18 protein-coding genes and 1 pseudogene are annotated in these 25276 nt (G+C 69.3%); 6 read left to right on the top strand and 13 right to left on the bottom strand.

Annotated elements, in window-relative coordinates; translation table 11 throughout:
- Positions 1–47: 47 nt before the first annotated feature.
- Complete coding sequence (locus AC5W7N_RS12310; protein WP_195007066.1) at positions 48–953, top strand: RecB family exonuclease; 906 nt, start codon at positions 48–50, stop codon at positions 951–953.
- A 34-nt stretch (positions 954–987) separates the two neighbouring features.
- On the opposite strand, the pseudogene AC5W7N_RS12305 reads toward AC5W7N_RS12310, so the two are convergent.
- The 10 genes and pseudogenes from AC5W7N_RS12305 to metH all read right to left on the bottom strand — a co-directional run bounded on the left by AC5W7N_RS12305 (position 988) and on the right by metH (position 13662).
- A pseudogene (locus AC5W7N_RS12305) lies at positions 988–2099 on the bottom strand (YeiH family protein).
- Positions 2099–2233: a hypothetical protein gene (locus AC5W7N_RS12300; RefSeq protein ID WP_256673535.1), complete on the bottom strand. Its 135-nt coding sequence runs from the start codon at positions 2231–2233 to the stop codon at positions 2099–2101. Before AC5W7N_RS12300 ends, AC5W7N_RS12305 begins: the two are co-directional and overlap by 1 nt.
- A gap of 122 nt (positions 2234–2355) precedes the next feature.
- Positions 2356–3207: an ATP phosphoribosyltransferase gene (gene hisG / locus AC5W7N_RS12295; protein ID WP_163817038.1), complete on the bottom strand. Its 852-nt coding sequence runs from the start codon at positions 3205–3207 to the stop codon at positions 2356–2358.
- 45 nt (positions 3208–3252) lie between these two features.
- A complete protein-coding gene (locus tag AC5W7N_RS12290; protein WP_014351583.1) occupies positions 3253–3516 on the bottom strand; it encodes a phosphoribosyl-ATP diphosphatase in 264 nt (87 codons plus the stop codon).
- A 90-nt stretch (positions 3517–3606) separates the two neighbouring features.
- Positions 3607–5421: a choline/carnitine O-acyltransferase gene (locus tag AC5W7N_RS12285; protein ID WP_194990524.1), complete on the bottom strand. Its 1815-nt coding sequence runs from the start codon at positions 5419–5421 to the stop codon at positions 3607–3609.
- A gap of 26 nt (positions 5422–5447) precedes the next feature.
- The gene (locus AC5W7N_RS12280) at positions 5448–6257 is read right to left on the bottom strand and encodes a class I SAM-dependent methyltransferase (RefSeq protein ID WP_280213257.1); all 810 of its coding nucleotides are present in this window, start codon (positions 6255–6257) and stop codon (positions 5448–5450) included.
- Between the two features lie 30 nt (positions 6258–6287).
- A complete protein-coding gene (locus AC5W7N_RS12275) occupies positions 6288–7148 on the bottom strand; it encodes a HalD/BesD family halogenase (protein WP_195019575.1) in 861 nt (286 codons plus the stop codon).
- 137 nt (positions 7149–7285) lie between these two features.
- The gene (locus AC5W7N_RS12270) at positions 7286–7939 is read right to left on the bottom strand and encodes an HAD family hydrolase (RefSeq protein ID WP_163817060.1); all 654 of its coding nucleotides are present in this window, start codon (positions 7937–7939) and stop codon (positions 7286–7288) included.
- 59 nt (positions 7940–7998) lie between these two features.
- Positions 7999–9633 carry a serine/threonine-protein kinase gene (locus AC5W7N_RS12265; RefSeq protein ID WP_163817043.1) on the bottom strand — a complete coding sequence of 545 codons (1635 nt, stop codon included), beginning with the start codon at positions 9631–9633 and terminating at the stop codon, positions 7999–8001.
- 432 nt (positions 9634–10065) lie between these two features.
- Entirely contained in the window at positions 10066–13662 is a 3597-nt protein-coding gene (gene metH / locus AC5W7N_RS12260; RefSeq protein ID WP_194990522.1) for a methionine synthase, read from the bottom strand.
- 141 nt (positions 13663–13803) lie between these two features.
- Between metH and AC5W7N_RS12255 the strand changes: the two genes are divergently transcribed.
- Positions 13804–14697 (top strand): PAC2 family protein, encoded by an 894-nt coding sequence (locus AC5W7N_RS12255; protein ID WP_036537599.1) that lies wholly within the window; start codon positions 13804–13806, stop codon positions 14695–14697.
- 121 nt (positions 14698–14818) lie between these two features.
- Here AC5W7N_RS12255 and AC5W7N_RS12250 read toward each other — a convergent pair whose 3' ends face one another.
- Entirely contained in the window at positions 14819–15124 is a 306-nt protein-coding gene (locus AC5W7N_RS12250) for a hypothetical protein (protein WP_163817046.1), read from the bottom strand.
- A gap of 301 nt (positions 15125–15425) precedes the next feature.
- On the opposite strand from AC5W7N_RS12250, the gene AC5W7N_RS12245 reads away from it, so the two are divergent.
- The 4 genes from AC5W7N_RS12245 (at position 15426) to AC5W7N_RS12230 (ending at position 24025) form a co-directional block, all read left to right on the top strand.
- Positions 15426–16565: an XRE family transcriptional regulator gene (locus AC5W7N_RS12245; protein WP_163817048.1), complete on the top strand. Its 1140-nt coding sequence runs from the start codon at positions 15426–15428 to the stop codon at positions 16563–16565.
- 153 nt (positions 16566–16718) lie between these two features.
- The gene (locus AC5W7N_RS12240; protein ID WP_195019576.1) at positions 16719–18314 is read left to right on the top strand and encodes a TIGR02677 family protein; all 1596 of its coding nucleotides are present in this window, start codon (positions 16719–16721) and stop codon (positions 18312–18314) included.
- Positions 18311–19744, top strand: coding sequence for a TIGR02678 family protein (locus AC5W7N_RS12235; RefSeq protein ID WP_195019577.1), 1434 nt, complete (start codon positions 18311–18313; stop codon positions 19742–19744). Before AC5W7N_RS12240 ends, AC5W7N_RS12235 begins: the two co-directional genes overlap by 4 nt.
- Entirely contained in the window at positions 19745–24025 is a 4281-nt protein-coding gene (locus AC5W7N_RS12230) for an SbcC/MukB-like Walker B domain-containing protein (RefSeq protein ID WP_495923735.1), read from the top strand.
- An 87-nt stretch (positions 24026–24112) separates the two neighbouring features.
- Here the strand turns inward: AC5W7N_RS12230 and AC5W7N_RS12225 are convergent, their stop codons facing one another.
- Both AC5W7N_RS12225 and AC5W7N_RS12220 read right to left on the bottom strand, forming a co-directional pair.
- The gene (locus tag AC5W7N_RS12225; protein ID WP_490724109.1) at positions 24113–24481 is read right to left on the bottom strand and encodes a hypothetical protein; all 369 of its coding nucleotides are present in this window, start codon (positions 24479–24481) and stop codon (positions 24113–24115) included.
- 463 nt (positions 24482–24944) lie between these two features.
- Positions 24945–25244 carry a hypothetical protein gene (locus AC5W7N_RS12220; protein WP_195019579.1) on the bottom strand — a complete coding sequence of 100 codons (300 nt, stop codon included), beginning with the start codon at positions 25242–25244 and terminating at the stop codon, positions 24945–24947.
- Positions 25245–25276 lie beyond the last annotated feature (32 nt).

Below are 25276 nucleotides of genomic sequence, written 5' to 3'. Positions count from 1 at the left end.
TGCCGTCTCACGGCACCGTGTCGGTGCCGCCGGATAGCCTGCCAGGTATGCCAGCACCAGCGACCACGCCCCCTGCCGACGCCGAACCGGCGCCCCGCCCCGAAGCGGCGCCGGTTCGTTCTCGTCCGGCGCTGTCGCCTTCCCGGGCAATGGATTTCAAGCAGTGCCCGCTCAAGTATCGGTTACGCGCGATCGACCGGATTCCGGAACCGCCGGCTCGGCACGCGGTGCGCGGCACGGTGGTGCACGCGGTGCTGGAAGATCTCTACGGGTTGCCCGCGGCCGAGCGGAGGCCGGACCGGGCCGAAGCGCTCGCGGCCGGTGCGTGGGCCAGGGTGCTGGCCGAGCGGCCGGAGGTGGCCGAGCTGATCGCCGAGGCCGAGCTCGAGGTGTTCCTCGACGAGGTCCGTGCGCTCGTACGGGCCTATTACCGGCTGGAGGATCCGACCGGGTTCGATCCGGAATCGTGTGAGTCCCGGGTCGAGGTCGAACTGGCCGACGGCGTGCTGCTGCGCGGTTTCGTCGACCGGATCGACGTGGCGCCCACCGGTGAGCTGCGGGTGGTGGATTACAAGACCGGCCGCGCTCCCGGAGTCACCCAGGAGACCAAGGCGCTGTTCCAGCTGAAGTTCTACGCCCTGGTCATGCTGCGTACCCGCGGCGTCGTCCCGGCCCAGCTGCGGCTGATCTATCTGGCCGACGAGCAGATCCTCACCTACACCCCGGACGAGGAAGAGCTCAACCGCTTCGAGCGCACCCTTGCCGCACTGTGGCAGGCCATCCGCGACGCCGGCCGCACCGGCGACTTTCCGCCGAGCAAGAGCTGGCTGTGCGGATTCTGCGACTACAAGCACCTGTGCCCGGAGTACGGCGGCACTCCCCCGCAGTATCCGGGGTGGCCGGACGAACCCGAGTCTCCGGAGCAGATCTTCGCCGAGTCGGTCGCTGATTAGATCTGCTCCGGAACACGCCCGGGCGGGTGGATACCTACGGCGTGAAGGTGCGAAACAGCAGCACCGACAGCCCCAGTCCGACGACCATGTTCACCGCGGCCGCCGCACCGAAGACGAGCACCGGACGCGCGCCCGCCGCGCGCAGACCGCGCAGGGAGAACTCCAGCCCGATCGAGACGAAGGCCAGGATCAGAAACCAGGTCCGCAGATCGTTGACGATCGCGATGTGGTCGGCACCGGTGCCGGAGTCCACCGCTTGCAGGTAGAGCGTCCCGATGATCGACGCCGCGAGGAAGCCGAGCACGAATTTCGGGAAGCGGTCCCAGAATTCGCGTGCCGACGGCCGTGCCGCTCCGGCCGCACGCTCCACCCGCAGGGTGAAGTAGGCGGTCAAGGCGATGGCGACGATTCCGATGAGCGCGTTCTGGGTCGTCTTCACGATCGCGGCGATCTGCAGGGCCTGTTCACCGGCGATCGCGCCCGAAGCGGCCACCGCCGCGGTGGTGTCGATATTGCCGCCGATCCACGCGCCGGCCACCGCGTCCGACAGCCCGAACAGTCCGGCCAGCCAGGGCAGCACGAAGATCGACGGAAGCGCGAAGATGATCACCAGCGAGGCCGCGTAGGCGATCTGCTCCCGCTTGGCCTGCACTGCTCCGGCTGCCGCGATGGCGGCGCTGACCGTAGCCACCAGGCGAACCCGAAGACCGCGGTGATCAGCAGCAACGCCTGCAGAATCGCTGGTCCGGCCGCTGTCATGAGCACCTTCAGATTGATCGAGGCGCCGAGCAGCACAACACCGGTCTTGATGAAGAATTCGGTGCGGAACCCGGCCGAAAGGCGCTCGCGCAGGCCCAGTTTCGCCAGCACCACGTTGCCGATGAGACCGAAGGCGATCGCGTACACGGGGTATTCGACCGTCTTCGCGACACGACGCAGCGGGGTGTCGGCGGTCCAGTTCGGCACCTGCGTCTCGACGTACCGCGTCAACGCCCCGAGCAGCAGTACGACGAGCACACCGCCCACCACGGCGGCGGGTGCGGCGACCGCGGCCGGGCGCAGCGCCTCGGTCTCCGACCGCACCGGCTGCGCGGTTGTCCCGGTGTCGGCGGTGGTGAGGTTCTCGGTGTGCTCCGGCCCCGGCATCACGGCACCAGCCAATCCGGGATCAGCCCACTCAGGACCAGGGCGAGCAATGCCAGCCCGACCACGGTGGCCGACCAGTCCTCATTCCAGTGGATACGGCGGCTCGGGCCGCTGTCGGGGGGTGTGTGCGACACGGTCGTCACTCCTTGCGTTCCTCATCGAGGGCCGCACGGTAGCAACGCCGGGATGCCCGGCACACGGGTTGAATTCAGGGCGAGGCCAACCCCGGCGCGAACGCCGGGGGTTGCCCGAGTCCTCAGAAGGCCCGGCAGGACCGGATGTCGGTGGCCAGGATCGCCTTGGCGCCCAGGTCGGCGAGCTGATCCATCACCGAGTTGCCCAGTTTGCGCGGTACCAGCGCGCGCACGGCGACCCAGTCGGGATCGGTGAGCGGCGACACGGTCGGCGATTCCAGGCCGGGGGTGATCTGGGCGGCCTGGTCGAGCAGGCTCTTGGGGCAGTCGTAGTCCAGCATGAGGTACTGCTGGGCGAACACGACACCCTTGACCCGGTCGATGAGCTGGTTGCGGGCCTTGTCGTCGCGGTCGGAGCCCTCGCGCTCGATCAGCACGCCCTCCGAATCGCACAGCGAGGCGCCGAAGGCGACCAGATTGTGCTGGCGCAGGGTGCGCCCGGAGCCGACCACGTCGGCGATGGCGTCGGCGACGCCGAGCTGGATGGAGATCTCCACCGCGCCGTCGAGCCGGATGACCTCGGCCTCGATGCCGCGCCCGGCCAGATCCGACAGCACCAGGTTCGGGTAGGAGGTGGCGATGCGCTTGCCCGCGAGGTCCTCGACGGTCCAGTCGCGGCCGGCCGGGGCGGCGTAGCGGAAGGTGGAACCGCCGAAACCGAGAGCGAGCCGCTCGGTCACCGGTGCCGCCGAGTCGAGGGCGAGGTCGCGGCCGGTGATGCCCAGATCGAGTTCACCGGAACCGACGTAGATGGCGATGTCTTTGGGCCGCAGGAAGAAGAACTCCACCTGATTGGCCAGGTCCAGGACGGTCAGGTCGCGGGAATCGGTGCGTTTGCGGTAGCCGGCCTCGGACAGGATCGACACGGCCGATTCGGAGAGTGCGCCTTTGTTGGGGACTGCGACGCGCAGCATGAGAGGGTCCTTTCGGGAGGGATGACGGCGGATTCGCGGCGGACGTCACAGATGTCGGTAGACGTCCTCTAGCCGCAGTCCGCGACCCACCATCAGCACCTGCACCCAGTACAGCAGCTGCGAGATCTCCTCGGCGAGCGATTCGTCGCTCTCGTGTTCGGCGGCCAGCCACACCTCACCGGCCTCTTCGAGCACCTTCTTGCCCTGGGTATGCACGCCCGCGTCCAGCGCGGCCACCGTCCCCGACCCCTCGGGTCGGGTGACGGCACGATCCTGGAGCTCGGCGAACAGGGCCTCGAAAGTCTTCACGGGTTGTCATTGTTTCAGACCCCCGCAAACCGTTTCCGGTCGAGTGGCGTCCGCCCGGCCGCAGCCGCCGGACGCCACCCGACCCGAACGTCACCGGGCGGCGAGCAGGGCTTCCAGATCGGCGACCGCCGTGCGCAGGTGGTCGGCGAAGGCGTGCATCTGGTCGGCGACCGGCGCGGGGGTGGCCAGGTAGAGGTTCCAGCGATCGGGCAGCAGCACGTAGGCCACGCCGATGCAGCGGGAACTGGTGGAACCGAACCCGAAGTACCGGATATTGACCGACGGCGCGGAGCTGGTGCTCAGGTAGTCGTCGCGCATGATCGTCCAGCCGGGGCTGCTGTAGAGCGGGATGGGCTCGGTGACGCCCAGCTCGGTGCCGCGACGACGCTGGATCCATTCCAGCTCCCACAGGTGCTGCTCCGGCGCCTGCCCGGACTGGCACTGTTTGGCCCGGGCCACGTGCGCGGCCGCGGCGGCCTCGGCGGCGGCCAGTGTGGCGGCGGTGTCGGCGGAGGCGTCTTCCATCGCGTCGACGAACGCCACCATCTCCGGGGTGATCACCCGCATGGCCTCGGTGCGGCCGTTGCGGTACTGGCGGGTGGCGATGGATTCGTAGGTGGCGCCGGTGAGGCCCTTGCTGCGGCGGTGGGCCAGCTGATAGCTCAGCTGCGCGAAGGCATCCGGGGAGATGCCGAGCTGCTTGGCCTTGGCGGTGCCGAAATCGTCGAACGACACCGTGGTCGTGGCGTTCTCGGCCGCATAGCGGGCGAACGCCGCCCCCGCCGCGGCTATCTCGGCGCGCTGGGCGGCGCTGAGCCGGAACTCGATCGGCTCTACCACCGGCAGCCCCTGCGGCCTGGCACCGGAGCGCTCGGCGTGTTCGGCGACCGTCGATTCCAGCAGGGTGTCCACGAACGACAGGATCGTGGTGCCGTCGAGACCGCAATGCTCGACGTTGATGCCCGCCTGCCCGTCGGCGAAGACGATGAACGACACCGACTTGTCGAACCAGCGGTTGGCGCTGTCGCCGTGCAGCAGGATGTCGCAGGCGTGGGTTTCGTCGCGCGGAGCGAAATCCTCCAGGCAGACGCAGAACAGTGCCGTCTCGATGGTGTCGAGTGCCGCGGCGTTGACCGGTTCGGCCAGCAGACCCGCGCGGCTGCGGGCCCAGTCCGCGCGGGGCAGCGTGGTCAGATGCCCGACCGCGGTGTCGGTGGCGGCGTACTTCGCTCCGGCCTTGAGCACCGCGCGCAGCCCGTCGGTCAGATCCTCGAAGCTGTGCGGTGCGCCGTCGGCTCCGATCACCTCCATCCGGAACATGCTGCCGCGGTGGAAGACCAGGATGTGGCGCGCGTCCGAGGGCCCCGGCCATTCGGGGCTGTAGGGCACACGCACGGTGTCCTGTTCTTCGCCCGGAATGCGAGTCTCGGAGAACAGGTACTTGTTCTGCCACATCGACAGCCGCTGCCCGCGCTGGGTGACCGGCGGGATCTCCTCCCGATCCAGCGCCAGCTTGTAGTCGACGGCAGCGCTGACGATGCCCGCGGCTCGCTCCACCTGCCCGGGCCCGGTGGATGTCGCCAGGGTGGTGTCGTCGCGGAACAGGAAGAAGAAGTTGGCGTTGAGCGCGATCCGGTCGCGCCGGCCCAGATACCGCGACGGCCAGAACTCGTCGAGCCAGCTGCCGACGCCGGGGGTGGCGTCGTAGTCGCGCAGCGCGGCATCCAGGGTCCGGCCCGGGCCGCCGGGGCGCAGCAGATCGGCGACGGCGGCCTCGGTGGCGGCGAGTTCGTCGGCGGTCAGCAGCGGAGTGCACCACTCGATGAACCGGGTACAGCTGTCGTCCAGCGTCGGTAGCGGTACCCGGGGCAGCTGGTCCTCGGCGGCAAACGTGCGTTCGGTCAAGTCTGATTCCTCGGTGTGAGTCGATGTCAGGCGGCGGGGCGGGAAATGTAGAGATTGGCGTAGAGCCAACCGCTGTCTTCCCGGTCGGTCGGATCGATTCCGTTGGCGGACAGAGTATTCAACACCTGCGCCTGTTCGGCATCGGAGGCGAAGCGGCGCTGCGCGAAATCGCCCGGCATCCGTTCGGTGCGGTAGCCGAGGGCCGCAAGCTCGCCCTCGATCGCGTCGAAGCCGTACATGCGCAAGACGAAGTGTGCCATCCAGGGCCTGTGTTCCGGGTCGGCGGTGGCCACCCGGAGCAGGGTCTTCTCGGTGACATAGCCGATACAGCCGGTGGAGATCACCAGGTCGGCGGCGGCCAGGATCCGGCGCTGCTCGTCGGTGGGGTCGGTGGCCTCGAGATCGGCGTGCACGATGTCGTGCAGCAGGCCGGCGGCGTGCGCGTAGTCCAGAGCCGGACGCGAGGCGTCCATGCCGACGAAGCGGACCTCCGGCCGCGTGTCGTCGGCGGCGAGGCGGGCCCGGTCGAGGGCGATCAGCGCGGCCGGATCGTCGGCGGCGGCCGCGCCGTAGTACTCCCCCAGTTCGTCGATGGTCGTGTCCAGCCGCAGCAGGGCCGCGTTGACGCCGTAGGAGCAGCCGATATCGAGCACGGTCGGTGCGCTCACCCCGGTGGCGTCGCGGTATTCGGCGAGCTGCTGCTCGAAATGCGGCTTCGCCAACTGCGGTATGCAGTAATCCAATTCGGCCATGCGCGCGTAGTAGGCGCGCGGATCGGGGCGGTCGTAGATGTCGTCGAAGGAGGCTTTCCCGGTGGTGTGCATAGGCACGGACACGATGGTTCCTCTCGGGTCGAACTGCGCTGCTCAGTCGAGTAGCCGGTCGCCACGGACGGCGTCGGCCGCGGCGTGATGGTCCGACAGCACCCGTCCGAAGAGCTGACGGGTGCGTTCCACGGTGCCGATGACACCTGGTCGGTCGCTGTAGGCGAAGATCGCCGTATGCCGTTGGGTGCGGCCGCTCACCGGGGAGACCCGGTGCAGGGAGAAACGGCCCTGGAACAGTTGCAGATCGCCCGGGCGCAGCTCGAGCCGCTGGATCAGGTGCTGGCCGGTGCCGGTGAGCACCGCGCGCACATCGTCGAGGTTCTCCGCGTGCGGCGAGCGGATGCCCGGGCAGTATTCGAAGACTCCGCCCGCTTCGGGCGCCAGGGTGAGCATGCTGACGGTGTATTCGTTGGTGTCGAAATGCCAGGGGTGTGACATGCCGGGCGCGACGACGTTGAGCACGAGTCCGGCCAGCGGGTCGGCGAATTCGTGCAGACCGGGCAAGCCGAAGCAATCGGCCACGAATCGCTGGAACAGCTGACTGGTGTAGAGCTGGTGGATCAGCGCGTCGGTGGCGATCCGGTCGCGCGGGACGAAGGCGTTGCCGCGTTCGAGCACGATGCGCCCCGGATGATCCTCGGGCAGTGCGGTATCGAGCGGAATGTTGTAGGCGTTGACCCGCTCCACCTGATAGTGCGCGTGCGGGGCCATCTGCTCACCCTGCTCCCGCAGCCGCTCGTGCAGCTCCGGCCGGATGAATTCGCGCAGCACGGTACATCCGTCCTGCGCCAGGTCGGCTCGCGCCGCCGCCACCGCCGCGCGCCAACCGGCGCTGTCGGGTTCGGTGATCGGAAAGCGAGTGGTGTCGACGATCTCGTCCAGGGCTACCGTCGCTGCCATAGCGACATTGTTATCGGACTATTCCCGACACGCCCGGGTTTTCCTGAGATAGGCGGTGACAATCGTCACGGACCGTTCGGTCTTGTTGTCCGGCAACACATTCGACCTGCGCGGACACGGGAACCGGTGACGTGGCCTCAGCCCCGGCCCACCGGATACCGAGTATCCAGCACCGCACCGAGGTCGGCCATGGTGAGTGCGACCAGCGAATCGCGCTGGGTACGAATCGGCGCCTCGGGCACCGCGATCTCACACGGCACCACGAGCACCGCGCAGCCCGCGGCCTCCGCGGCCGCCACACCGGTGGGCGAGTCCTCCACCGCCACACAGGTTTTCGGGTCGAGCCCCAGGAGCTCGGCCGCCCGCAGGTAGACGTCGGGCTCGGGTTTGCCGTGCGGCACCTCGTCGCCGCAGACCGACGCGTCGAAGTACTCCCGGCCGAGGGTGTCCAGGCCGAATTCGGCAAGCGAACGCTTGGTGTTGGTCACCAGCGCGCTCGGCAGTCCGGCCGCGCGCACCATCGCGAGCGCGTCCTTCGCTCCGGGGCGCCACGGGATGGGTTCTGCCATCAGCTCGGTGACCCGACGCTCCAGGAACTCGCCCGCGGCGCGCATCGCCGCAGGCTGTGGATCGAGGCCGAGTCCGGTGAACACGATGCGCAGTGCGTTGGGGCCGGAGGCGCCGATCAGTGACCGGCGCAGCTCATCGGTCATCTGCGAGCCGAGCTCGACGGCGAGGTCGCGCACCGCGATATCCCACAGTTTCTCCGAATCGAGCAGTGTGCCGTCCATATCCCACAGCACACCCGCCGGCCGCGTGTTCACCTGATCCTCTCCTCTGCGTGTTCCCCCTACAGTCCCGAATTGGCGATCAGCAACCGCCCGTTGTCCGAGGCGACCTGGATCCACCGGCTCTCGGTGGAGGTCGAGCCGTCCTTCAGGGTATAGGTCAGCGAGACCGTCGCTCCGGTGTCCCCGTTGGGTGTGACGCTGTGCACGGTGACGGCGCTGATGCCGGACCAGAAGTTCAGGTAGTCGCTGTAACCGGTCTGGGCCTGGTAGGCGGGTGCGAGCTGGGACCAGGCGGCTGCGGCATTGCCGGGGAGCATGCCGTAGTAGCCGCTGACGAACTGCACCACCCGTTCAGGGGTCGGTGGACCGGACGGGGTCGTCGTGGCCGACGAGGTGGTCGTGCTGGGGGTGGCCGTGGTCGTGGTGGTCGTCGGTGCGGTGGTGGTGGCGTCGTCGGAGGAGGATTCGCCGGTGCCGGAACCATCCGGGGCGACGGCGTCGACCGAGGGCTGCGTCGCCGTCACCGCGGGCGATCCGGATCCGCCCGCCGATGGTTCGCCGCCGCCGTTGACCGCGGCGGCGATCAGCGCGACGAGCACGAGTACGCCCGCGGAGGCCGCCGCGACCAGCGCGATCACGCGGCCACGACCCGAACCCGACCGGGACGGCACCGGCCCGCCGGGGACGGTGCCGGGCGCGGCGGGGACGGTGCCCGGCGCGGCGGGCAGGACCGGACGGCTCGGCGCAGGGCTCGGGGCCGGGCCGGAAGACGGACGCGGTACCGCCTGGGTGGCCGCGGCGGCGTTGTCGGTGTCCCGCGCCGGCGACGGATGCGGCAGCACCTTGGTCGCCGCGAGGACGCCCACCCGTGGACTGCGCCCCGCCGCAACATCTTCCAGTGCGCGCCTGGCTTCCTTCATGGTCGGGCGTTCGTCGACGGTGGCGGCGAGCAGCCGCATCAGCACGGGTCCGAGATCACCGGCCTGCTCCGGTGCGCGCACCTCGGCGCGGGCCACCGCGTGCAGTACCGCGAGGGGGTTGTCGCCCTCACCGAAGGGTGGCGCGCCCTCGACCGCCGCGTACAGAGTGGAGCCGAGTGCGAAGACATCGGAGGCGGGTTCGGGGTTCTCGCCGCGCGCGACCTCTGGCGCGAGGTAGGCGGGGGTGCCGGCCAGGAAACCGGTCGCGGTCACGGTGACGTCGCCGACCGCGCGGGAGATGCCGAAGTCGGTGATCTTGACCGTGCCGTCGTCGGCCACCAGCAGGTTGGCCGGCTTGACGTCGCGGTGCACGATGCCCGCATCGTGCGCCGCGGCCAGGGCGGCAGCGGCCTGGGCGCCGATCCTGGCGACCTGCATGGCGGGCAGGGTGCGCCCACCGGCGAGTTTGGCCGCCAGGCTGGGCGCGTCCATGTACTCCATGACCAGCCAGGGCTGTTCGTCTTCCTCGACGACGTCGAAGACGGTGATCGCGTTGGGATGGTGCAGGCGTGCCGCGATCCGGCCCTCACGCTTGGCGCGCAGTTTCGCTTCCAGCGCGGCTTCGCGGGTGAGTCCGGGGCCGAGCAACACCTGCTTGACGGCCACGGTGCGCCGCAACCGGACGTCGGTGGCGCGCCACACCACGCCCATCGCGCCCGTCCCGATCGGATCCGTGAGCCGATACCGTCCAGCGATCAACCGATCCGCCGTCATGAGGTTGTGCCCCTCCTGCTTTCCCGCCGAGTCCTCCAGCACTTCGCGCCCGAGCCAGGACCGGCCTGGAATCCCTACGCGCCGAAGTCGTTTGCACCGGTGAGCTGCAGGATGAACTCGCATCCGCCGACTGCCCCGGATGCAGTTGCCACCCTCCGACAATGGCATAAGCGTCCGACAGGTTCCAGCAGCGTTGCTGGTTTCGCCCGCGTGGATGGTGCGGTGGCGGGGTGTCGTGGCGTTCTCACGCCGAACCGGGCGCCGCGTGAGCCGGAATCCGGCCGGGCTACACCGGAAACACCCAGGTCACCGGGGCGCAGCAGCCCCGGAGGTCGCCAATACCCCACCGGCGGACGATTATCCGTGAGAACCGTCACAGCCTGTCGCAATCGTGCCGCCGAGGGCACCCGGGCCCGGCCCGGGTGCCCGCACTCAGGCGTTGAAGTACTTCGCCTCCGGGTGCAGCAGCACGAACGCGTCGGTGGATTGTTCCGGGTGCAGCTGCAGTTCTTCCGACAGCGTGACCCCGATGCGCTCGGCGTCGAGCAGATCGACGAGCTTGGCACGGTCTTCCAGATCGGGGCAGGCACCGTAGCCGAAGGAGTAGCGGGCGCCGCGGTAGCCGAGCTTGAAGTACTCCTGGACGTCGTCGGGATCGGATTCGGCGACCGAATGCCCTTCCAACACCAGTTCTTCGCGGACGCGACGGTGCCAGTATTCGGCGAGCGCCTCGGTGAGCTGGACGCCGATACCGTGCACCTCGAGGTAATCGCGGTAGTTGTCGGCGGCGAACAGTTCATTGGCGAAGTCGGCGATGGGCTGGCCCATGGTGACCAGCTGGAAGGGCAGCACGTCCACCTGGCCGGTCTCGACGGCGCGTTCGCGGGAACGGATGAAATCGGCGATGCACAGGAACCGGTCGCGCTGCTGACGCGGGAAGGTGAACCGATACCGCTGCGGGGCGGCGGGATCGGGTTCGGTCAGCACGATGACGTCATCGCCTTCGGACACCGCCGGGAAGTACCCGTAGACGACCGCCGCGTGCTGGAGCACGCCCTCGGTGGACAGCCGGTCCAGCCAGGCCCGCAGCCGGGGGCGGCCCTCGGACTCGACCAGCTCCTCGTAGCTGGGGCCCTCGCCGCCGCGCTGCCCGCGCAACCCCCACTGGCCGAGGAACAGCGCGCGTTCGTCGAGCAGCCCCGAATACTCGTGCAGGGCCAGGCCTTTGATCACGCGGGTGCCCCAGAACGGCGGCACCGGCACCGGCAGGTCGGCGGCCACATCGGAACGTTCGGGGACCACGACCGGCGCCTCGGCGGCCTTGCGTTCGGCGGCGATGCGCTTGGAGCGTTCGTGGCGGGCCTTGCGTTCGGCGGCCTTCTCCCGTTCCGCGATCGCTTCGGGGCTGTCGGGGTCGGGGCCGCCGCCGCGCTTGCGGGACATGATGTCGTCCATCAGCCGCAACCCTTCGAAGGCGTCGCGGGCGTAGTGCACATCGCCTTCGTAGACCTCGGTGAGGTCGTTCTCCACATACGAGCGGGTCAGCGCGGCGCCGCCCAGCAGCACCGGGAACTGGTCGGCCATGCCCTTGGCGTTGAGTTCCTCGAGGTTTTCCTTCATCACCACGGTGGACTTCACCAGCAGTCCCGACATGCCGATGACGTCGGCCTTCTTGTCGACGGCGGCGTCGAGAATGGTCGAAATCGGTTGCTTGATACCGAGATTGACCACTTCGTAGCCGTTGTTGGACAAGATGATGTCCACCAGGTTCTTGCCGATGTCGTGCACGTCGCCCTTGACGGTGGCCAGCACGATCCGGCCCTTGCCGGAATCGTCGGTGGCCTCCATATGCGGTTCCAGGTAGGCCACCGCGGCCTTCATCACCTCGGCCGATTGCAGCACGAACGGCAGCTGCATCTGCCCGGAACCGAACAGCTCGCCGACGGTCTTCATGCCCGCGAGCAGGGTTTCGTTGATGATCTGCAGCGGTGGCACCTGGGCCATCGCCTCGTCCAGGTCGGCTTCCATGCCGGCCTTCTCACCGTCGACGATGCGCCGCTCCAGCCGTTCGAACAGCGGCAACGCCGCCAGCTCTTCGGCGCGCGAGGCCTTCGACGACGACGCCGACACACCCTCGAACAGCTGCATCAGCTTCTGCAGCGGGTCATAGTCCTCGCGGCGGCGGTCGTAAACCAGATCCAGCGCCGTCTCGCGCTGCTCTTCGGGGATGCGGGCGATCGGCAGGATCTTCGAGGCGTGCACGATCGCGCTGTCGAGCCCGGCCTGCACGCATTCGTGCATGAACACCGAGTTCAGCACCTGCCGCGCGGCCGGGTTGAGGCCGAAGGAGATATTGGACAGGCCGAGGGTGGTCTGCACCCGCGGATGACGGCGCTTGAGCTCGCGGATCGCCTCGATGGTCTCCAGGCCGTCGCGCCGGGACTCTTCCTGGCCGGTGCCGAGGGTGAAGGTCAGGGTGTCGATGATGATGTCGGACTCGTCCAAACCCCAGGTGCCGGTGATATCGGCGATCAGGCGTTCGGCGATCTCCACCTTCTTCTCCGCCGTACGGGCCTGACCCTCCTCATCGATGGTCAGCGCAACCACCGCCGCGCCGTGCTCGGCGACCAGCCGCATGATCTGCTGATACCGCGAATCCGGGCCGTCGCCGTCCTCGTAGTTGACCGAGTTCACCGCGCAGCGCCCGCCCAGGTGCTCGAGCCCGGCCTGCAGCACCGGCGGCTCGGTGGAGTCGAGCATGATCGGCAGGGTCGACGAGGTCGCCAGCCGGCTCGCCAGCTCACTCATATCGGCGGTGCCGTCGCGGCCGACGTAGTCGATGCACAGATCGAGCATGTGCGCGCCGTCGCGGGTCTGGTCCTTGGCGATGTCGAGGCACTTCTGCCAGTCGCCGGCCAGCATCGCCTCACGGAATGCTTTGGAGCCGTTGGCATTGGTGCGCTCACCGATCATCATGACGCTGGCGTCCTGCGCGAACGGCACCGCCGTGTACATGCTCGACACAGCCGGTTCGTGCACCGGATCGCGCCGCTGCTCGATCGGCGGCAGGGTCGGCTCGACCTCCCGCACCGCCTCGGTGACCTGACGGATGTGCTCGGGCGTCGTGCCGCAACAGCCACCCACCAGTGCCAGGCCGAACTCGGAGACGAAGCCCGACAGCGCCACCGCCAGCTCTTCCGGGGTCAACGGGTACTCCGCACCGTTGGCGCCGAGCACCGGCAGGCCGGCGTTCGGCATCACCGACACGGGGATGCGGGCATGGCGCGACAGATGCCGCAGATGCTCGCTCATCTCGTCCGGGCCGGTCGCGCAGTTCAAGCCGATCATGTCGATGCCCAGCGGCTCGAGCGCCGTCAACGCGGCCCCGATCTCGCTGCCGACCAGCATCGTGCCGGTGGTCTCCACGGTGACGTGGGTGATGATGGGAATCCGGCGGCCCGCGCGCTCCATCGCCCGCCTGCTGCCGGTGACCGCGGCCTTGACCTGCAGCAAGTCCTGGCAGGTCTCGATCAGGATGGCGTCGGCGCCGCCGTCGAGCATGCCGAGGGCAGCCTCGGAATAGGCATCGCGCAACGCCGCGTACGGCGCGTGACCCAGCGTCGGCAGCTTGGTGCCGGGGCCCATCGACCCCAGCACGAACCGCGCCGAGCCATCCGCGCCCGGACCCATCTCGTCGGCCACCTCGCGCGCGAGGCGGGTGCCCTTCTCCGATAGCTCACGGATCCGGTCGGCGATGTCGTAATCGGCGAGGTTCGGCAGGTTGCAGCCGAAGGTATTGGTCTCCACCGCATCGGCGCCGGCCTCGAAGTACGCGCGATGAATACCGCGCAGCACATCCGGGCGGGTGTCGTTGAGGATCTCGTTGCACCCTTCGAGGCCACGGAAATCGTCCAGGGACAGATCCGCGGCCTGCAACATCGTGCCCATCGCGCCGTCGCCGATGACGACACGGCGAGCGAGCGTGTCGAGAAGCGTGGTATCGAACGCGGTGGAGCTGGACGCAGACATGCCCTCAAGGGTAGAGCCTGCGTACAACGTTCCGCGCAGTATGTCCGTCCACCGTGCCCCCGCCCACACCGGCGCCGACACGCGGCGGCGAATACCGCGTCGCGGTCACGGCACATCCGCTCTGGTCGTAGGCTGGCTCGGGTGAACTCGAGTGAATCTCCGGCCTCGCCCGGCCCGGAACTGCCGCCGTTGCGGAATCCGGTACTCGTCGCCGCCTTCGAGGGCTGGAACGACGCCGGCGATGCCGCCAGCGGTGCGGTGGAACACCTCGAACTGATCTGGGATGCCAGACCGCTGGCCGAACTCGATTCCGAGGACTATTACGACTACCAGGTCAACCGGCCCATGGTGCGTCAGGTCGACGGCGTGACCAGGGAGATCGTGTGGCCGGCCACGGTGCTGACGGTGTGCTCGCCGCCGGGCAGCGACCGCGATGTGGTGTTGCTGCGCGGGATCGAACCCAATATGCGCTGGCGCCGGTTCTGCGCCGACCTGCTCGAACTCATCGATCAGCTCGAGGTGCAGACCGTGGTGATCCTCGGGGCGCTGCTCGCCGATACGCCGCACACCCGGCCGGTGCCGGTGACCGGTTCCGCCTACAGCAAGGAGGCGGCCGAGCGCTTCAACCTGGAGCAGACCCGATACGAAGGACCCACCGGTATCACCGGGGTGCTCCAGGATCAGTGCGTGAAGGCGGGGGTGCCCGCGGTGTCGTTCTGGGCCGCGGTGCCGCACTACGTCTCGCAGCCACCCAATCCCAAGGCCACCATCGCGTTGCTGCACCGGGTCGAGGACGTCCTCGATATCGAGGTGCCGCTGCGGGAATTGCCCGCGCAGGCCGAGGAGTGGGAGTCGACGGTCAATGAGATGACGGTCAACGACGAGGAGATCAGCGAGTACGTGCGTTCGCTCGAGGAGCGCGGCGACGCGGCGAGTGATCTCAACGAGACCATGGCCAAGATCGACGGCGACGCCATCGCCGCGGAGTTCGAGAAGTATCTGCGTCGGCGCGGGCCCGGCGGCTTCGGTCGCTGATCGACACTGCGGGGCGCGCCTCGGCGCGCCGGGCACAGCACAGCGATGAACGCGCGCGCAGGGGCGGCACGGGCTCAGCACCGCGGCAACCGATTTCGGGCGGCGGTGCGCCCGGGTGGGCTCAGGTCTGCAAGGTCCAGACTGTGGCCTCCGCATCGCTGGCCAGCTTCGCGAGCAGCATGTCCCGCGGAATCGTCTGGCCGGCAAGGTGATCGAGTGACGGCACCACCACGTGATGGGCATCGGCTCGCTTCAGTTCCTGGGTGAGCTCGGCGAACGCGGTGCCGTCACCCGGTGTCGATTCATGGAAAGTCGCGGCGAAGCAGAGGCCTTCGGCCCGAGCCCGCGCACGTAGCGCGGCTTCCAGCTCGTCGCCATGGCCTTCGGCCAAGTCGTCACGCAAATATCCATAGATCAACGCTTCCACCCGTACCTCCTGGGTCTTTCCCCGCCGTGGCGGGGAGCAGTGCGCCTCCGGGATCTCCCCGCGGATGCGGGGGTGTTGCGCTGGGCCGTACCAACATCGGCCCATCTCGATCATGTCCGATCAACTGCGGCGAAAGCAGATGTCAACCCACTGACATCTAGGTGCCCTATCCGGTGCACCGAAAGTTAACTGGTGCGATACTACAGACGTGGCCGCTACTGACGATCGACCCGTCTGGGCTGTTCGGATGCGTTCGGAGCGCGACGCGAGGGGGTGGTCACAAGCAGACGCCGTCCGCGCGATGCGCGCCAAGTCATCCCACAACCTGCCGACCGACAGTACCCTGCTGCGTAACTGGCGCCGGTGGGAATCGGGTGAGTCGCGGCCGGACGAGTTCTACGCGCCCATCATCGCGGCCGCCTTCGATACCGTCACCGCGGCGTTCTTTCCGAAGTCGCGACCCAACCGCGATGACGAGCTGCTGGCCGCAACCGGTATGGACACACTGGAATTCATCGGCCGGCTGCGTATGTCGGACGTCTCCCCCGCCACCCTCGAGGCCATCCGTATCACCGCCGAACGGCTGTGTTGTGAATACCCCTATACGGATCCGCACGAATTGCATATCGAGGGCACCAATTGGTTGCGCCGGATCACCTCGCTGCTCGATGGCAGGCTCACTCTGTCCCAGCACCGCGAGGTGCTGGAATTGGCTGGCTGGGTGGCGTTGCTGGTGGGATGTGTCGATTACGATCTCGGCCGCCGTACCACCGCCGAGGCCACTCGCCGGGCCGCGCGCTCGCTGGGCCACGAGGCCGAGCATCCCGAAATCGTCGGCTGGAGTGCGGAAATGGCAGCCTGGTTCGCGCTCACGCAGGGCAATTACCGCGGTGCGATCGATGCCGCGGATCCCGCTGCGGCCGACTGCGATTCGCTGGGCGTCGGCGTGCAGCTGGCCGCGCAGCGGGCCAAGGCGTGGGCACGCATCGGTGATCGCCGCGAGGTGGACAGGGCGTTGTCGGCCGGACGCGCCATTCTGGACCGGCTCGACCACCCCACCGATATCGACAATCATTTCGTCGTCGATCCGCAGAAGTTCGATTTCTACGCGATGGATTGCTGCCGGGTCGCCGGCGACGACACACTCGCCGAGACCTACGCCAGGCAGGTGATCGCCGACGCCACCCGTGCCGACGGTTCGCTGCGCAACCCGATGCGGGTCTCGGAGGCCCATCTGACCCTGGCGGTGGTCGCGGTCCGCCGACGCGATCTGGAACTCGCGCTGGACGAGGGCATGCGGGCGTTCTCCGGCAAGCGGCGGTCGCTGCCGTCGCTGATGTGGATCGCCGGCGAGGTGGCCCGTGAGATCATCGAACGGTTCCCCGGCGATCCACGTACCCGCGCCTACCTCGATCAGCTGCGCGCACTGGCACCGGACTGAGCATCGGTCCGCACGACAGCGCCGCGCCCGCACGCGACAGACCGCGCCCGCAACCGGTAGCACCTGGAGCGAACACCGGCATACCGGACGCGGCCACGCCGAACAGGGGTTCATCGTGCCGGTAGCGATCGCCCCGCTATTACCCTGTTCCCGGTGACCGCTTCCGTCGACGGCTCCCCGAGCACCGAACCCGCCTACCGGGACGAGCGTCTTCGGCTGTTCTCCTTCGCGACCGCCGAGAAGCGCGGCGACTATCTGCGGGTGCTGGACGCCTTCGATCGGGCGCGGGCGGCGTATGTGGTGCTGCTGCACGCCGACGACGTCGCCGCCTGGATCGATGCCGCCGAGGGGACGGCCGCGAACTCCGGGGCCTCCAGCGAGCTGACCAGGCTGACGGCGGCCGAGATCGGCCCGCTGCTCGACCAACTGCACCGCTGGGGTGTGCTCGAACGCAGCTATGACGGCTCACGGGCGGCGACCCTGGCCGAATACCGCAACCGGCACTTCGTCTACCAGTTCGCCCAGGCCGGGTTCCAGGCCTACCGGGCGGTCGCGGGCGTGCTGGAGGCCCGTCTCGACGATGTGGCGCTGCCGCGACTGGTGCTGCCGGAACTGCTTGCCGATCTGGAGGCCCTGGCCGAGGCCAATCGCGGTGCCGACGCCGAGCGGGTCTATCGCACGCTGCGCAGGCTCGATATCGCGCTGACCGATATGGCCGGGCACGCGGCGCAGTTCTATCTCTCGCTCGGTGATCTGGTCCGCACCACCGAGATCACCCCCGAGGCGTTCCTCGCCCACAAGGACGCCCTGCTCGCGCATATGCGCGAATTCGGGCTCGACCTGGCCCGCTTCGCACCGCGCCTGGCCGCGGCGATCCTCGCGGTCGAAGCCACCGGCCTCGACGAGCTGATCGAACGCGCCGCCCGCTGCGATGAACGGGTGCTGCTGAGTCCGGCACGGCGGCAGGCGGATTGGCGTTCCCGCTGGGACGGGTTGCGCACCTGGTTCGTTCCCGCGGACGAGGTCGCGGGCGCGAGTACCGAGGCCGAGCGGCTGCGGGAGGCCACCATGAGCGCCATCGCCGCGGTGCTGTCGCTGCTGCGGCGGGTCACCGAAACCCGCAAGGGCGGGGTGAGCCGGGAATCCGCGCTGCGACATCTCGCGGCCTGGTTCACCGCCGCGCCCACCGCCGACAGCGCGCACGCCCTCTTCGACGCGGTGTTCGGGCTGGGCCGCCCGCGGCATCTGGCCACCGAGCATCCGGATGCCGATATCGTGCCCGCGATCCGATCCTGGTGGGAGGCACCGCCCTTGGAGATCTCGCGGACGCTGGCCGAGACCGGGCGTCCGCCCTCGGCCGGTGCGCCGGCCCGGATCCACCGCAATGACGCGGGGATTCGCCGACTGCGCGAGACACAGCTGGCGGCGCAGCGCGAGCGCGCGGCGGCGGCGCGGTCGCTGGCCGGCGCCGATGTGCACGAGCGGGTGCTCGACGAGCGCGAGACCGAGGTGCTGCTGCGGCTGCTCGACGCCGCCTCGACAGCCTGGGTGCCGGTGAGCGGGCGGGTCGGCGGGACCACCGGGTCCGACAGCGGTGTCACGCTCACCGTCTCCGCGCACAGCGGATCCACGGTAGTGCGCACGGCCGCCGGGATGCTTCATCTGAACAATCGCAAGCTCGAGGTACGCCAGACGACGCGGGCCGCTGCGCGCAAGGTCGCGACCGGCAGCGAGGGGGATCGAACATGACCACACACCGGCGCATCGACGCTCTCGCGCTGGACAACTATCAACGCGCCGCCCGCGTCGTGCTGGCCAATCACCTGGTGACCCGCACCTATCCGGATCGCATCGCGCTCCCGCTGGTGCGGCGCTGGGCCACCGAGCTGCGCGAGGATCTGGCGGAATTGTTCGGGTACCGGCTCGAAGTCACCGAGACGACCGCGCGGGTGTTCCCGGTGCTGGATCGGCTCGATGCGAGCAGGCCCGCGCGCACTCCCGCCGACCGGGTGTTCGATCGGCGCCGCTACGCGTATCTGGCGCTGGCGCTGGCCGCGCTGGGTCGCGCGGGCGATCAGATCACGCTGTCCGAGCTCGCGGACCAGGTGGCGGTGTATACCGCCCAGATCGACGGGCTCGACCTGGCGACCGAGCGCGCCGCCGACCGCGATGCCTTCGTCGATGCGGTGGGCTGGCTGGCCACCCGTGGTGCCCTGACGCTGGCCGACGGTGACGCGAGCGGCTGGGCGTCGGACCCGGCCGCCGGCGAGGCGCTCTACGACATCGATCGCGCGGTGGTGTTCGCGCTGTTCCGGCCGCCGCGGGCGTTGCAGCATCTACACAGCGTCCATGGGCTGCTCGGTGAACCCGCCGGGACCGGTCCGGCCTCGACCCGCCATGCCGAGTCGGCGCGGCGGGTGCGGCGGGCACTTGTCGAGCGGCCGGTGGTGTATGCCGCGGACCTCGGGCCCAGCGAGGTACCGCTGCTGAGCCAGGATCGGCTCATCGCCGAGGTCGAGTTGTTCACCGGCCTGCGCGCCGAACGGCGCGCCGAGGGTGTGGCATTGATCGATACATCCGGGCGGTTGTCCGATGTCCGGTTCCCCGGGACGGGGACCCTCGCCCAGGTCGGCTTGCTGCTGGCGGGCGAGATCGCCGACCGGGTCCTCGATATCGATGACCCGATCGCGCGGCACACCGGGGACACCGAGCCCGAGTCCTCGCTCGCGGCCGAACTCGACGCGGCGATCCCCCGGGAATCGGTCTTCGAACCGCTGAGCGAATTCGACACCACGCCAGCCGAATCCGACGAGCCACCCACCGAACCCGCGCCGGAACCGGAGTACCCCTTCGTCGAGACCGCGTGGATCGATGAGACCGTCCGGGCGCTCACCGACCGGTACGGGGCCACGTTCGCCGCGCAATGGCAGGCCGACGTGCCGGGCCTCACCGCCGAGGTGATCGCGCTGCTGGAACGGTTGCGACTGATCGTCCGGGCGCCCGGCGGAGTGCTGGCGTTGCCCGCGCTGGCGCGCTACCGAGGTGCGGTGGTGACGGTGCGCGCGAAGAAATCGGCCGAGCTGTTCGTCACTGCCGCCGAGACGTTCCCGTCCGACGCCGAGGACCGACCTCACCCAGAACCCGTGCTGGGCACGGCCGGTACGGAAGGAGCCGAGTAGATGCCGCTCATTCATGGCGGGGTGCGATTCGTGCCGACCCGCGCGGGAATCGTGAACCTGTGGGATTACCGCGACCAGGAGTTCTGCTTCGCCGACGGCCGGCTGGTGCTGCGTGGGCCCAATGGGTCCGGCAAGACCAAGGCGCTCGAGGTGCTGTTCCCGTTCGTGCTCGACGGGCGGATCGAGCCACGCAGGCTCAACCCGTTCGCCGGTGAAGAACGCACCATGAAGTCGAATCTGCTCTACCGCAAGCAGGAGTCGGCCTACTCGTATGTGTGGATGGAGTTCGCGCGCGGCGACTGGGACGACCCCGAGGTGGTCACCGTCGGTATCGGGATGCGCGCCACGCGGTCATCGGACAAGGTGACGCGCTGGTATTTCGTCGCCGACGGCCGGGTCGGGGTCGATTTCTCGCTGCTGGGTCCCGACGATCGGCCGTTCACCCGTAAACAGCTGGCCGAGCAGATCGGTTCGGATGCCATCGTCGACCGGCCGGTGGAGTACCGGGCCGCGATCGACGCGCGCATGTTCGGGCTCGGGCAGCAGCGCTACGACCAGCTCATCAACCTGATCCTCACGCTGCGCCGCCCGCAGCTGGCCAAGAACCTCGACCCGCGCGGCTTGTCGCAGGCGCTGACCGACGGTCTGCGGCCGCTGGACGAGCAGCTGATCATGGACGCCGCGCGCTCGTTCAGCGATATGGAGGAGGTCGGGCGCACCCTGGCGGGGCTGGTCCACGCCGACACCGCGACCAGGGATTTCGTGGGGGTCTACCGGAAATATCTTGCGGTGCAGGCCAAGACCGACGTCGACCAGGTCGCCGCCCGCCTGGACGCGGTCACGCATGCCTCGACCGCGCTGTTCGCGGCGACGGCGTTGCGGGAGCGTCGCGAGAGCGAACGCACCGCCGCCGAAGCCCGCGCCGAGGATGCCGACCGCGCCTACGAGCAGGCGATCGCCGATCGCGAAACCCTGCAGCGCTCCAGCGCCTACGAGGGCAAACAGCAGCTCGACGACCTCGCCGACGCGGTGCGCAGGCTGGAGACCTCCGCGAGTGCGCACCGCGACAAGGCGGTAAAGGCCGCGCAAACGCTCGATCAGCGCGCGCAGGAGGCCGAGCGCGCCACGGCCGCCGTCGCCACCACGGCCGCCGCACTCGCCCGCGGTGAGGACGAATTGCGCGCCGCCGCCGAGGAAGCCAGGATCTCCTGGACGCCACTGCCGGACGGCTCGCGCGCCGAGCAGCTCACCGCCGCCGTGCGCGGTCATGCCGAGGAACGCGACGCGGACGTGCGCGCCGTTCGTCAAGCGCTCGGGCTGCTCGATACCGCGAGCGCCGAGCGGGCCCGCTCCGAACGGCTCGCCGACCGGGCCCGCACGGCCCGCGATGAGGCGGCGGCCGAGATCGCCCGCGCCGAAGCCGCAGTGGCGCTCGCCCGGACCGAGGCGAGTGCGGCGCTGCGGGATTGGTGGTCGGCACATCGCGAGGTGTACTGCGACAACGACATCGTCGACGCACTCGAGACGGCCCTTGCGCAGACCGGTGCCGACGAGGTGGCAGGCCTGTCGGAAATCCTGGCCGAACAGGCCGAACCTCGGCTCGACGAGCTACGCACCCGCCGCCAGGAAGCAAAGGCGCGCGCGGCGGCCGCCGCCGGGCAGGTGCGCGAGCTGACCGCCGAACGCGACCGGGTGGCCGCGCAGCGCGATGACGCCCCACCGCCCTCACCCACCCGCACCGACCCCCGCGACGGCCGCCCCGGCGCCCCGCTGTGGCAGCTCGTCCGTTTCGCCGACGACGTCTCCGCCGACGACGCGGCGGGGATCGAATCGGCGTTGGCCGCCGCCGGCCTGCTCGACGCCTGGGCCTGCGCCGCCGCCGACCGGCCGGCGGTGTTCGAATCGGAGCTGTTCCTCGAGCCGCTGCCCGACGCCGCGCGTCCGACCGGCCCCACCCTCGCCGACGTACTGGTCGTCGAGGACGATTGCGAATCGCTCACCGTGCCGCGTGCCGAGGTCGCCGCCGTCTTGGCCTCCATCGCGCTGGGTGCGGGCCCGGCCGGAGCGCTCTCCGTCACAGCGCTCGGCTCCTCCGCGGATACCGGCTCCGACCCGGGTGCGCCTGCGCACTCCGGGTCCGCGGACGCCGGACCGGACACGGTCGGTTCGTGCGCCGTCGCCGTCTCCGGGCACTTCCGACTCGGCGTTCAGCTGGGCCGCCACCGCAAACCGCACGCCGAATTCATCGGCACCACCGCACGCGCGCGCAGACGTGCGGCGCGCATCGCCGAACTCGACCAGGCCATCGCAGCGGCCACCGCCGCGCAGCGCGCCGCCGACGACGACGAGGCCGAGGTCAACGCACAGTTGACGCGGATCACCGCTGCCGCCAAAGCGTTGCCCCGCCCCACCGGCGTGACCGCCGCGCTGCGCGCGGTATCCGAATGCGCCGGCATGCTGCGGTCCACCACCGAATCCGCCACCCGAGCCGAGGCGGATCTCGACCATGCGGTAGCGCAGGTATCGGCGGCGGAGAAGGCGCTGCGCACGGCCGCCGCCACGCACCGCACCCCCCGCGATCCCCGCGAGATCGACGCCCTGGCCGCCGCGATCCGGCATTTCGAGAACACCGGCAGCGGGCTGCTGCGGCTGCGCGCCGAACACGAGCGCGATCGGGAACGCGCACGGGAGGCGAGCGACCGTCACGGCGAGGCGCGTGACCTGGCCGAGGCGTTCGCCGAGGAAGCCGAGGCCGCGCGGGCCGGGTTCGAGGAACAGTCCCGCAAACTGGAGACCCTGCGCGAATCGCTCGGCGCGAGCGCCGCGGATATCGACCGCGAGCTGGAGCAGGCCCGCGAACGCATCGACGCGGCCAGGGCCGAGCAGAAGGCCGCGCGCAAAGCCGCCAACGCGGCGATCGAAGCCGTCGGCGACGCGGAGGCCGCCTACCGCACCGCCCACGAAGCGCTGGGCACCGCGCTGACCGAGGTGCTCGCCGATGTGCGCGCGCTCGCACCCTATGCCCAGCCCGATCTGCTGGCACTGCTCGGCGCGAACACCGAATGCCGTTGGCCCAGTAGTGAAGCCGCCTGGTCCACGCCGGATCAGCTGCTGTACCGGATCGCCTCGGCGGGACCGGAATCGGAGCCTGCGGTGTTGCCGACGGAGGTGACCGAACTCTTCGCCGAACTGCGCACCGCCACCGAATCGGTGCGCGCCACCGAGGCGGGCCGCAAATCCACCCGCAGCGCGGTCACCACCGCGCTGCAAGAGTTCGACGCCGCCCTGGCCGCCTCCGGCCGCGACTATCGGGTGCACTGGGACGCCGCCGATGGTGTGACCGTGGTGCGCGTGCACGACGAACACGGTGTCGCCCCGCTGGCGGACTTCGCGACCCGCGTCGACGCCGCCCGCCGCGATCAAGAGCTACTGCTCACCGATGCCGAACGCCGTATCCTCGAAGACGCCCTGCTCACCGGGTTGGCCCAGCAGATCCACGAACGCACCAGCGATGCGCGCGAGCTGATCAGCCGGATGAGCGCGGAGATGAAGCAGCGGCGGATGTCCTCGGGCAACACCATCGGCGTGCACTGGCTGCTCGCGGACGGTTTATCCGACGCGGCACGCGCGATGTGCAAACTGCTCGACCGCGATACCTCGGCGCTCAGCGCCGATGATCTGGCCGCGATCCGGGCCCATTTCGCGTCCGAGATCCGGGCCGCCCGCGCCGCCCACCCGGAACGCTCCTACCCCGAGATCCTCGCCTCCACCTTGGATTACCGCACCTGGCGGGTGTTCTCGTTCACCCTGATCTCCGCCGACGGCACCGAGGACCGCCTCACCGTCGCCCGGCACAGCGCGCTGTCCGGCGGCGAGCAGTCGGTCTCGCTGCATCTGCCGCTGTTCGCCGCCGCCCACGTCATGCTCGATTCCGCCGACCCGCAGGCGCCGCGCCTGCTCGCCCTGGACGAAGCCTTCGCCGGCGTCGACGACAACGGCCGCAGCGAACTGCTCGGCCTCAGCGTCCAATTCGACCTCGACCTGTTCATGACCGGCTACGACCTGTGGATCACATACCCCCACGTCCCCGCCTGCGCCCACTACGACCTCGCCCACTCCACCGCCGAGAACACCGTCAGCGCCACCCTCCTGGTCTGGGACGCCGGCGACCTCCTCGCCGAACACGACGGCACCGACCTCACCACCGCCCTCCACTCCCCCAACCGGCGGCGGTTGGCGCATTCGATTCACGGGGGGTTGCCGTTGGAAACGGTGGGGTGAATCGCGCGCCCCTGCCGAGACCGGCAGCACCTCATCGCGGTGCCGGTGTGGTGTCGCGCCTGATCGGTGTCCGCGGCCGCGGTCGGGCTAGTGGAGGCGTATCCAGCTCGGATCGGGCAGCACGGTCGGTCGCTGGTCGGTGTACCAGGCGTACTCGATCCCACTCAACCAGCCACCTTCGACCCACAGAATGACCTCACCGACCGGCGTACCGTGCCCATCGCTCACCGCGCCGTCGGCGAAGATTCCATCTGGACACACCGATGCCGGCGCCACACCGGGCTCCACCTCCAAGTCGACGCTGGGCGATCCGACGCCCCAGGTCGCAACCACCCGCGCATTCGGCACTTGCTTCAGATACTCAGCCGCCCCCGGTGTGCTGGACGACAGCAACTTCCTGACGACTTCGACCTCCCGATCGGTCAATGCTCGCGGCTGAATAGGGGTGTTGCTCATCCGTCCCTCGCTCTCGCGCGATGTCTCGCAGGCCGGCGCATTCGAGCGCATCCAGGTGTTCGGGACGCTGAGCGGGCCTTCGGCCTCGAATACCGTTGCTGTCAGCGCGTATCGCAGTTCGGTCCCCGAAAACCATGCGCAATTCCTCCCCGTCCATGCCGTGCAGTATGCACGCGGGGTACGACAACGTTCGGCGGGCGGCCACCGACAAAGAACTGTTCGCCCGCATATGAGCGACAACTGATCGCGTTGTCGCTCGTTTGTCGCTCATATGCGGGCGAACAGGTACTTCGGGAGGAGACGAGCTGCTCGCAGATCCGGCAACGACGGAGCCACACTCATCCCAGCGGCCGCGCGCGCTCTCATTCCCCACCCGGCCACCAGATGGCCAGCACCAGCACCAGCACCAGCACCAGCAAGGGCACTCCGACCGCCACCGCAAACCCCGCAACATCCCACCCGCTCACCGTCCCGACCCCACTATCGACCACCTCGCAAACGAAAGCCGCGGCAACACCACCTCCACATCGGCAATCTCCATCACCCGATTCAATTCCAGCGGCCCCAGGTGCTCCGGCGCAGGCATGATCACTACCTCGGCCCCAGAATTACGTACCTGATCCACCACCGGAAGCACCGAAAAACCAGGCCACACAATCGGATACCCGAGCCGCCGAGTCAGCCGCTGAACCTGCGCGGCATCCCATTCGGGTGAAGTGCTCACGTCGTAATTGATCCAGCCGAACGCAACCGGATTTGTCACCCGTATCCCCCTGTCGTGTCGGTCGGTACCGA

The organism is Nocardia sp. CDC519, assembly GCF_059509835.1.
Note: the sequence above shows the minus strand (reverse complement) of the source record. Positions and strands in the feature narration are given on the sequence as shown.

Bases quoted from the DNA above. Each gene is read 5' to 3' on its own strand.
- AC5W7N_RS12225 (WP_490724109.1), bottom strand. From the start codon at position 24,481: ATGAGCAACACCCCTATTCAGCCGCGAGCATTGACCGATCGGGAGGTC.
- AC5W7N_RS12310 (WP_195007066.1), top strand. From the start codon at position 48: ATGCCAGCACCAGCGACCACGCCCCCTGCCGACGCCGAACCGGCGCCC.
- AC5W7N_RS12270 (WP_163817060.1), bottom strand. From the start codon at position 7,939: ATGGACGGCACACTGCTCGATTCGGAGAAACTGTGGGATATCGCGGTG.
- metH (WP_194990522.1), bottom strand. From the start codon at position 13,662: ATGTCTGCGTCCAGCTCCACCGCGTTCGATACCACGCTTCTCGACACG.
- hisG (WP_163817038.1), bottom strand. From the start codon at position 3,207: ATGCTGCGCGTCGCAGTCCCCAACAAAGGCGCACTCTCCGAATCGGCC.
- AC5W7N_RS12245 (WP_163817048.1), top strand. From the start codon at position 15,426: ATGCGCGCCAAGTCATCCCACAACCTGCCGACCGACAGTACCCTGCTG.
- AC5W7N_RS12235 (WP_195019577.1), top strand. From the start codon at position 18,311: ATGACCACACACCGGCGCATCGACGCTCTCGCGCTGGACAACTATCAA.
- AC5W7N_RS12230 (WP_495923735.1), top strand. From the start codon at position 19,745: ATGCCGCTCATTCATGGCGGGGTGCGATTCGTGCCGACCCGCGCGGGA.
- AC5W7N_RS12265 (WP_163817043.1), bottom strand. From the start codon at position 9,633: ATGACGGCGGATCGGTTGATCGCTGGACGGTATCGGCTCACGGATCCG.
- AC5W7N_RS12275 (WP_195019575.1), bottom strand. From the start codon at position 7,148: ATGGCAGCGACGGTAGCCCTGGACGAGATCGTCGACACCACTCGCTTT.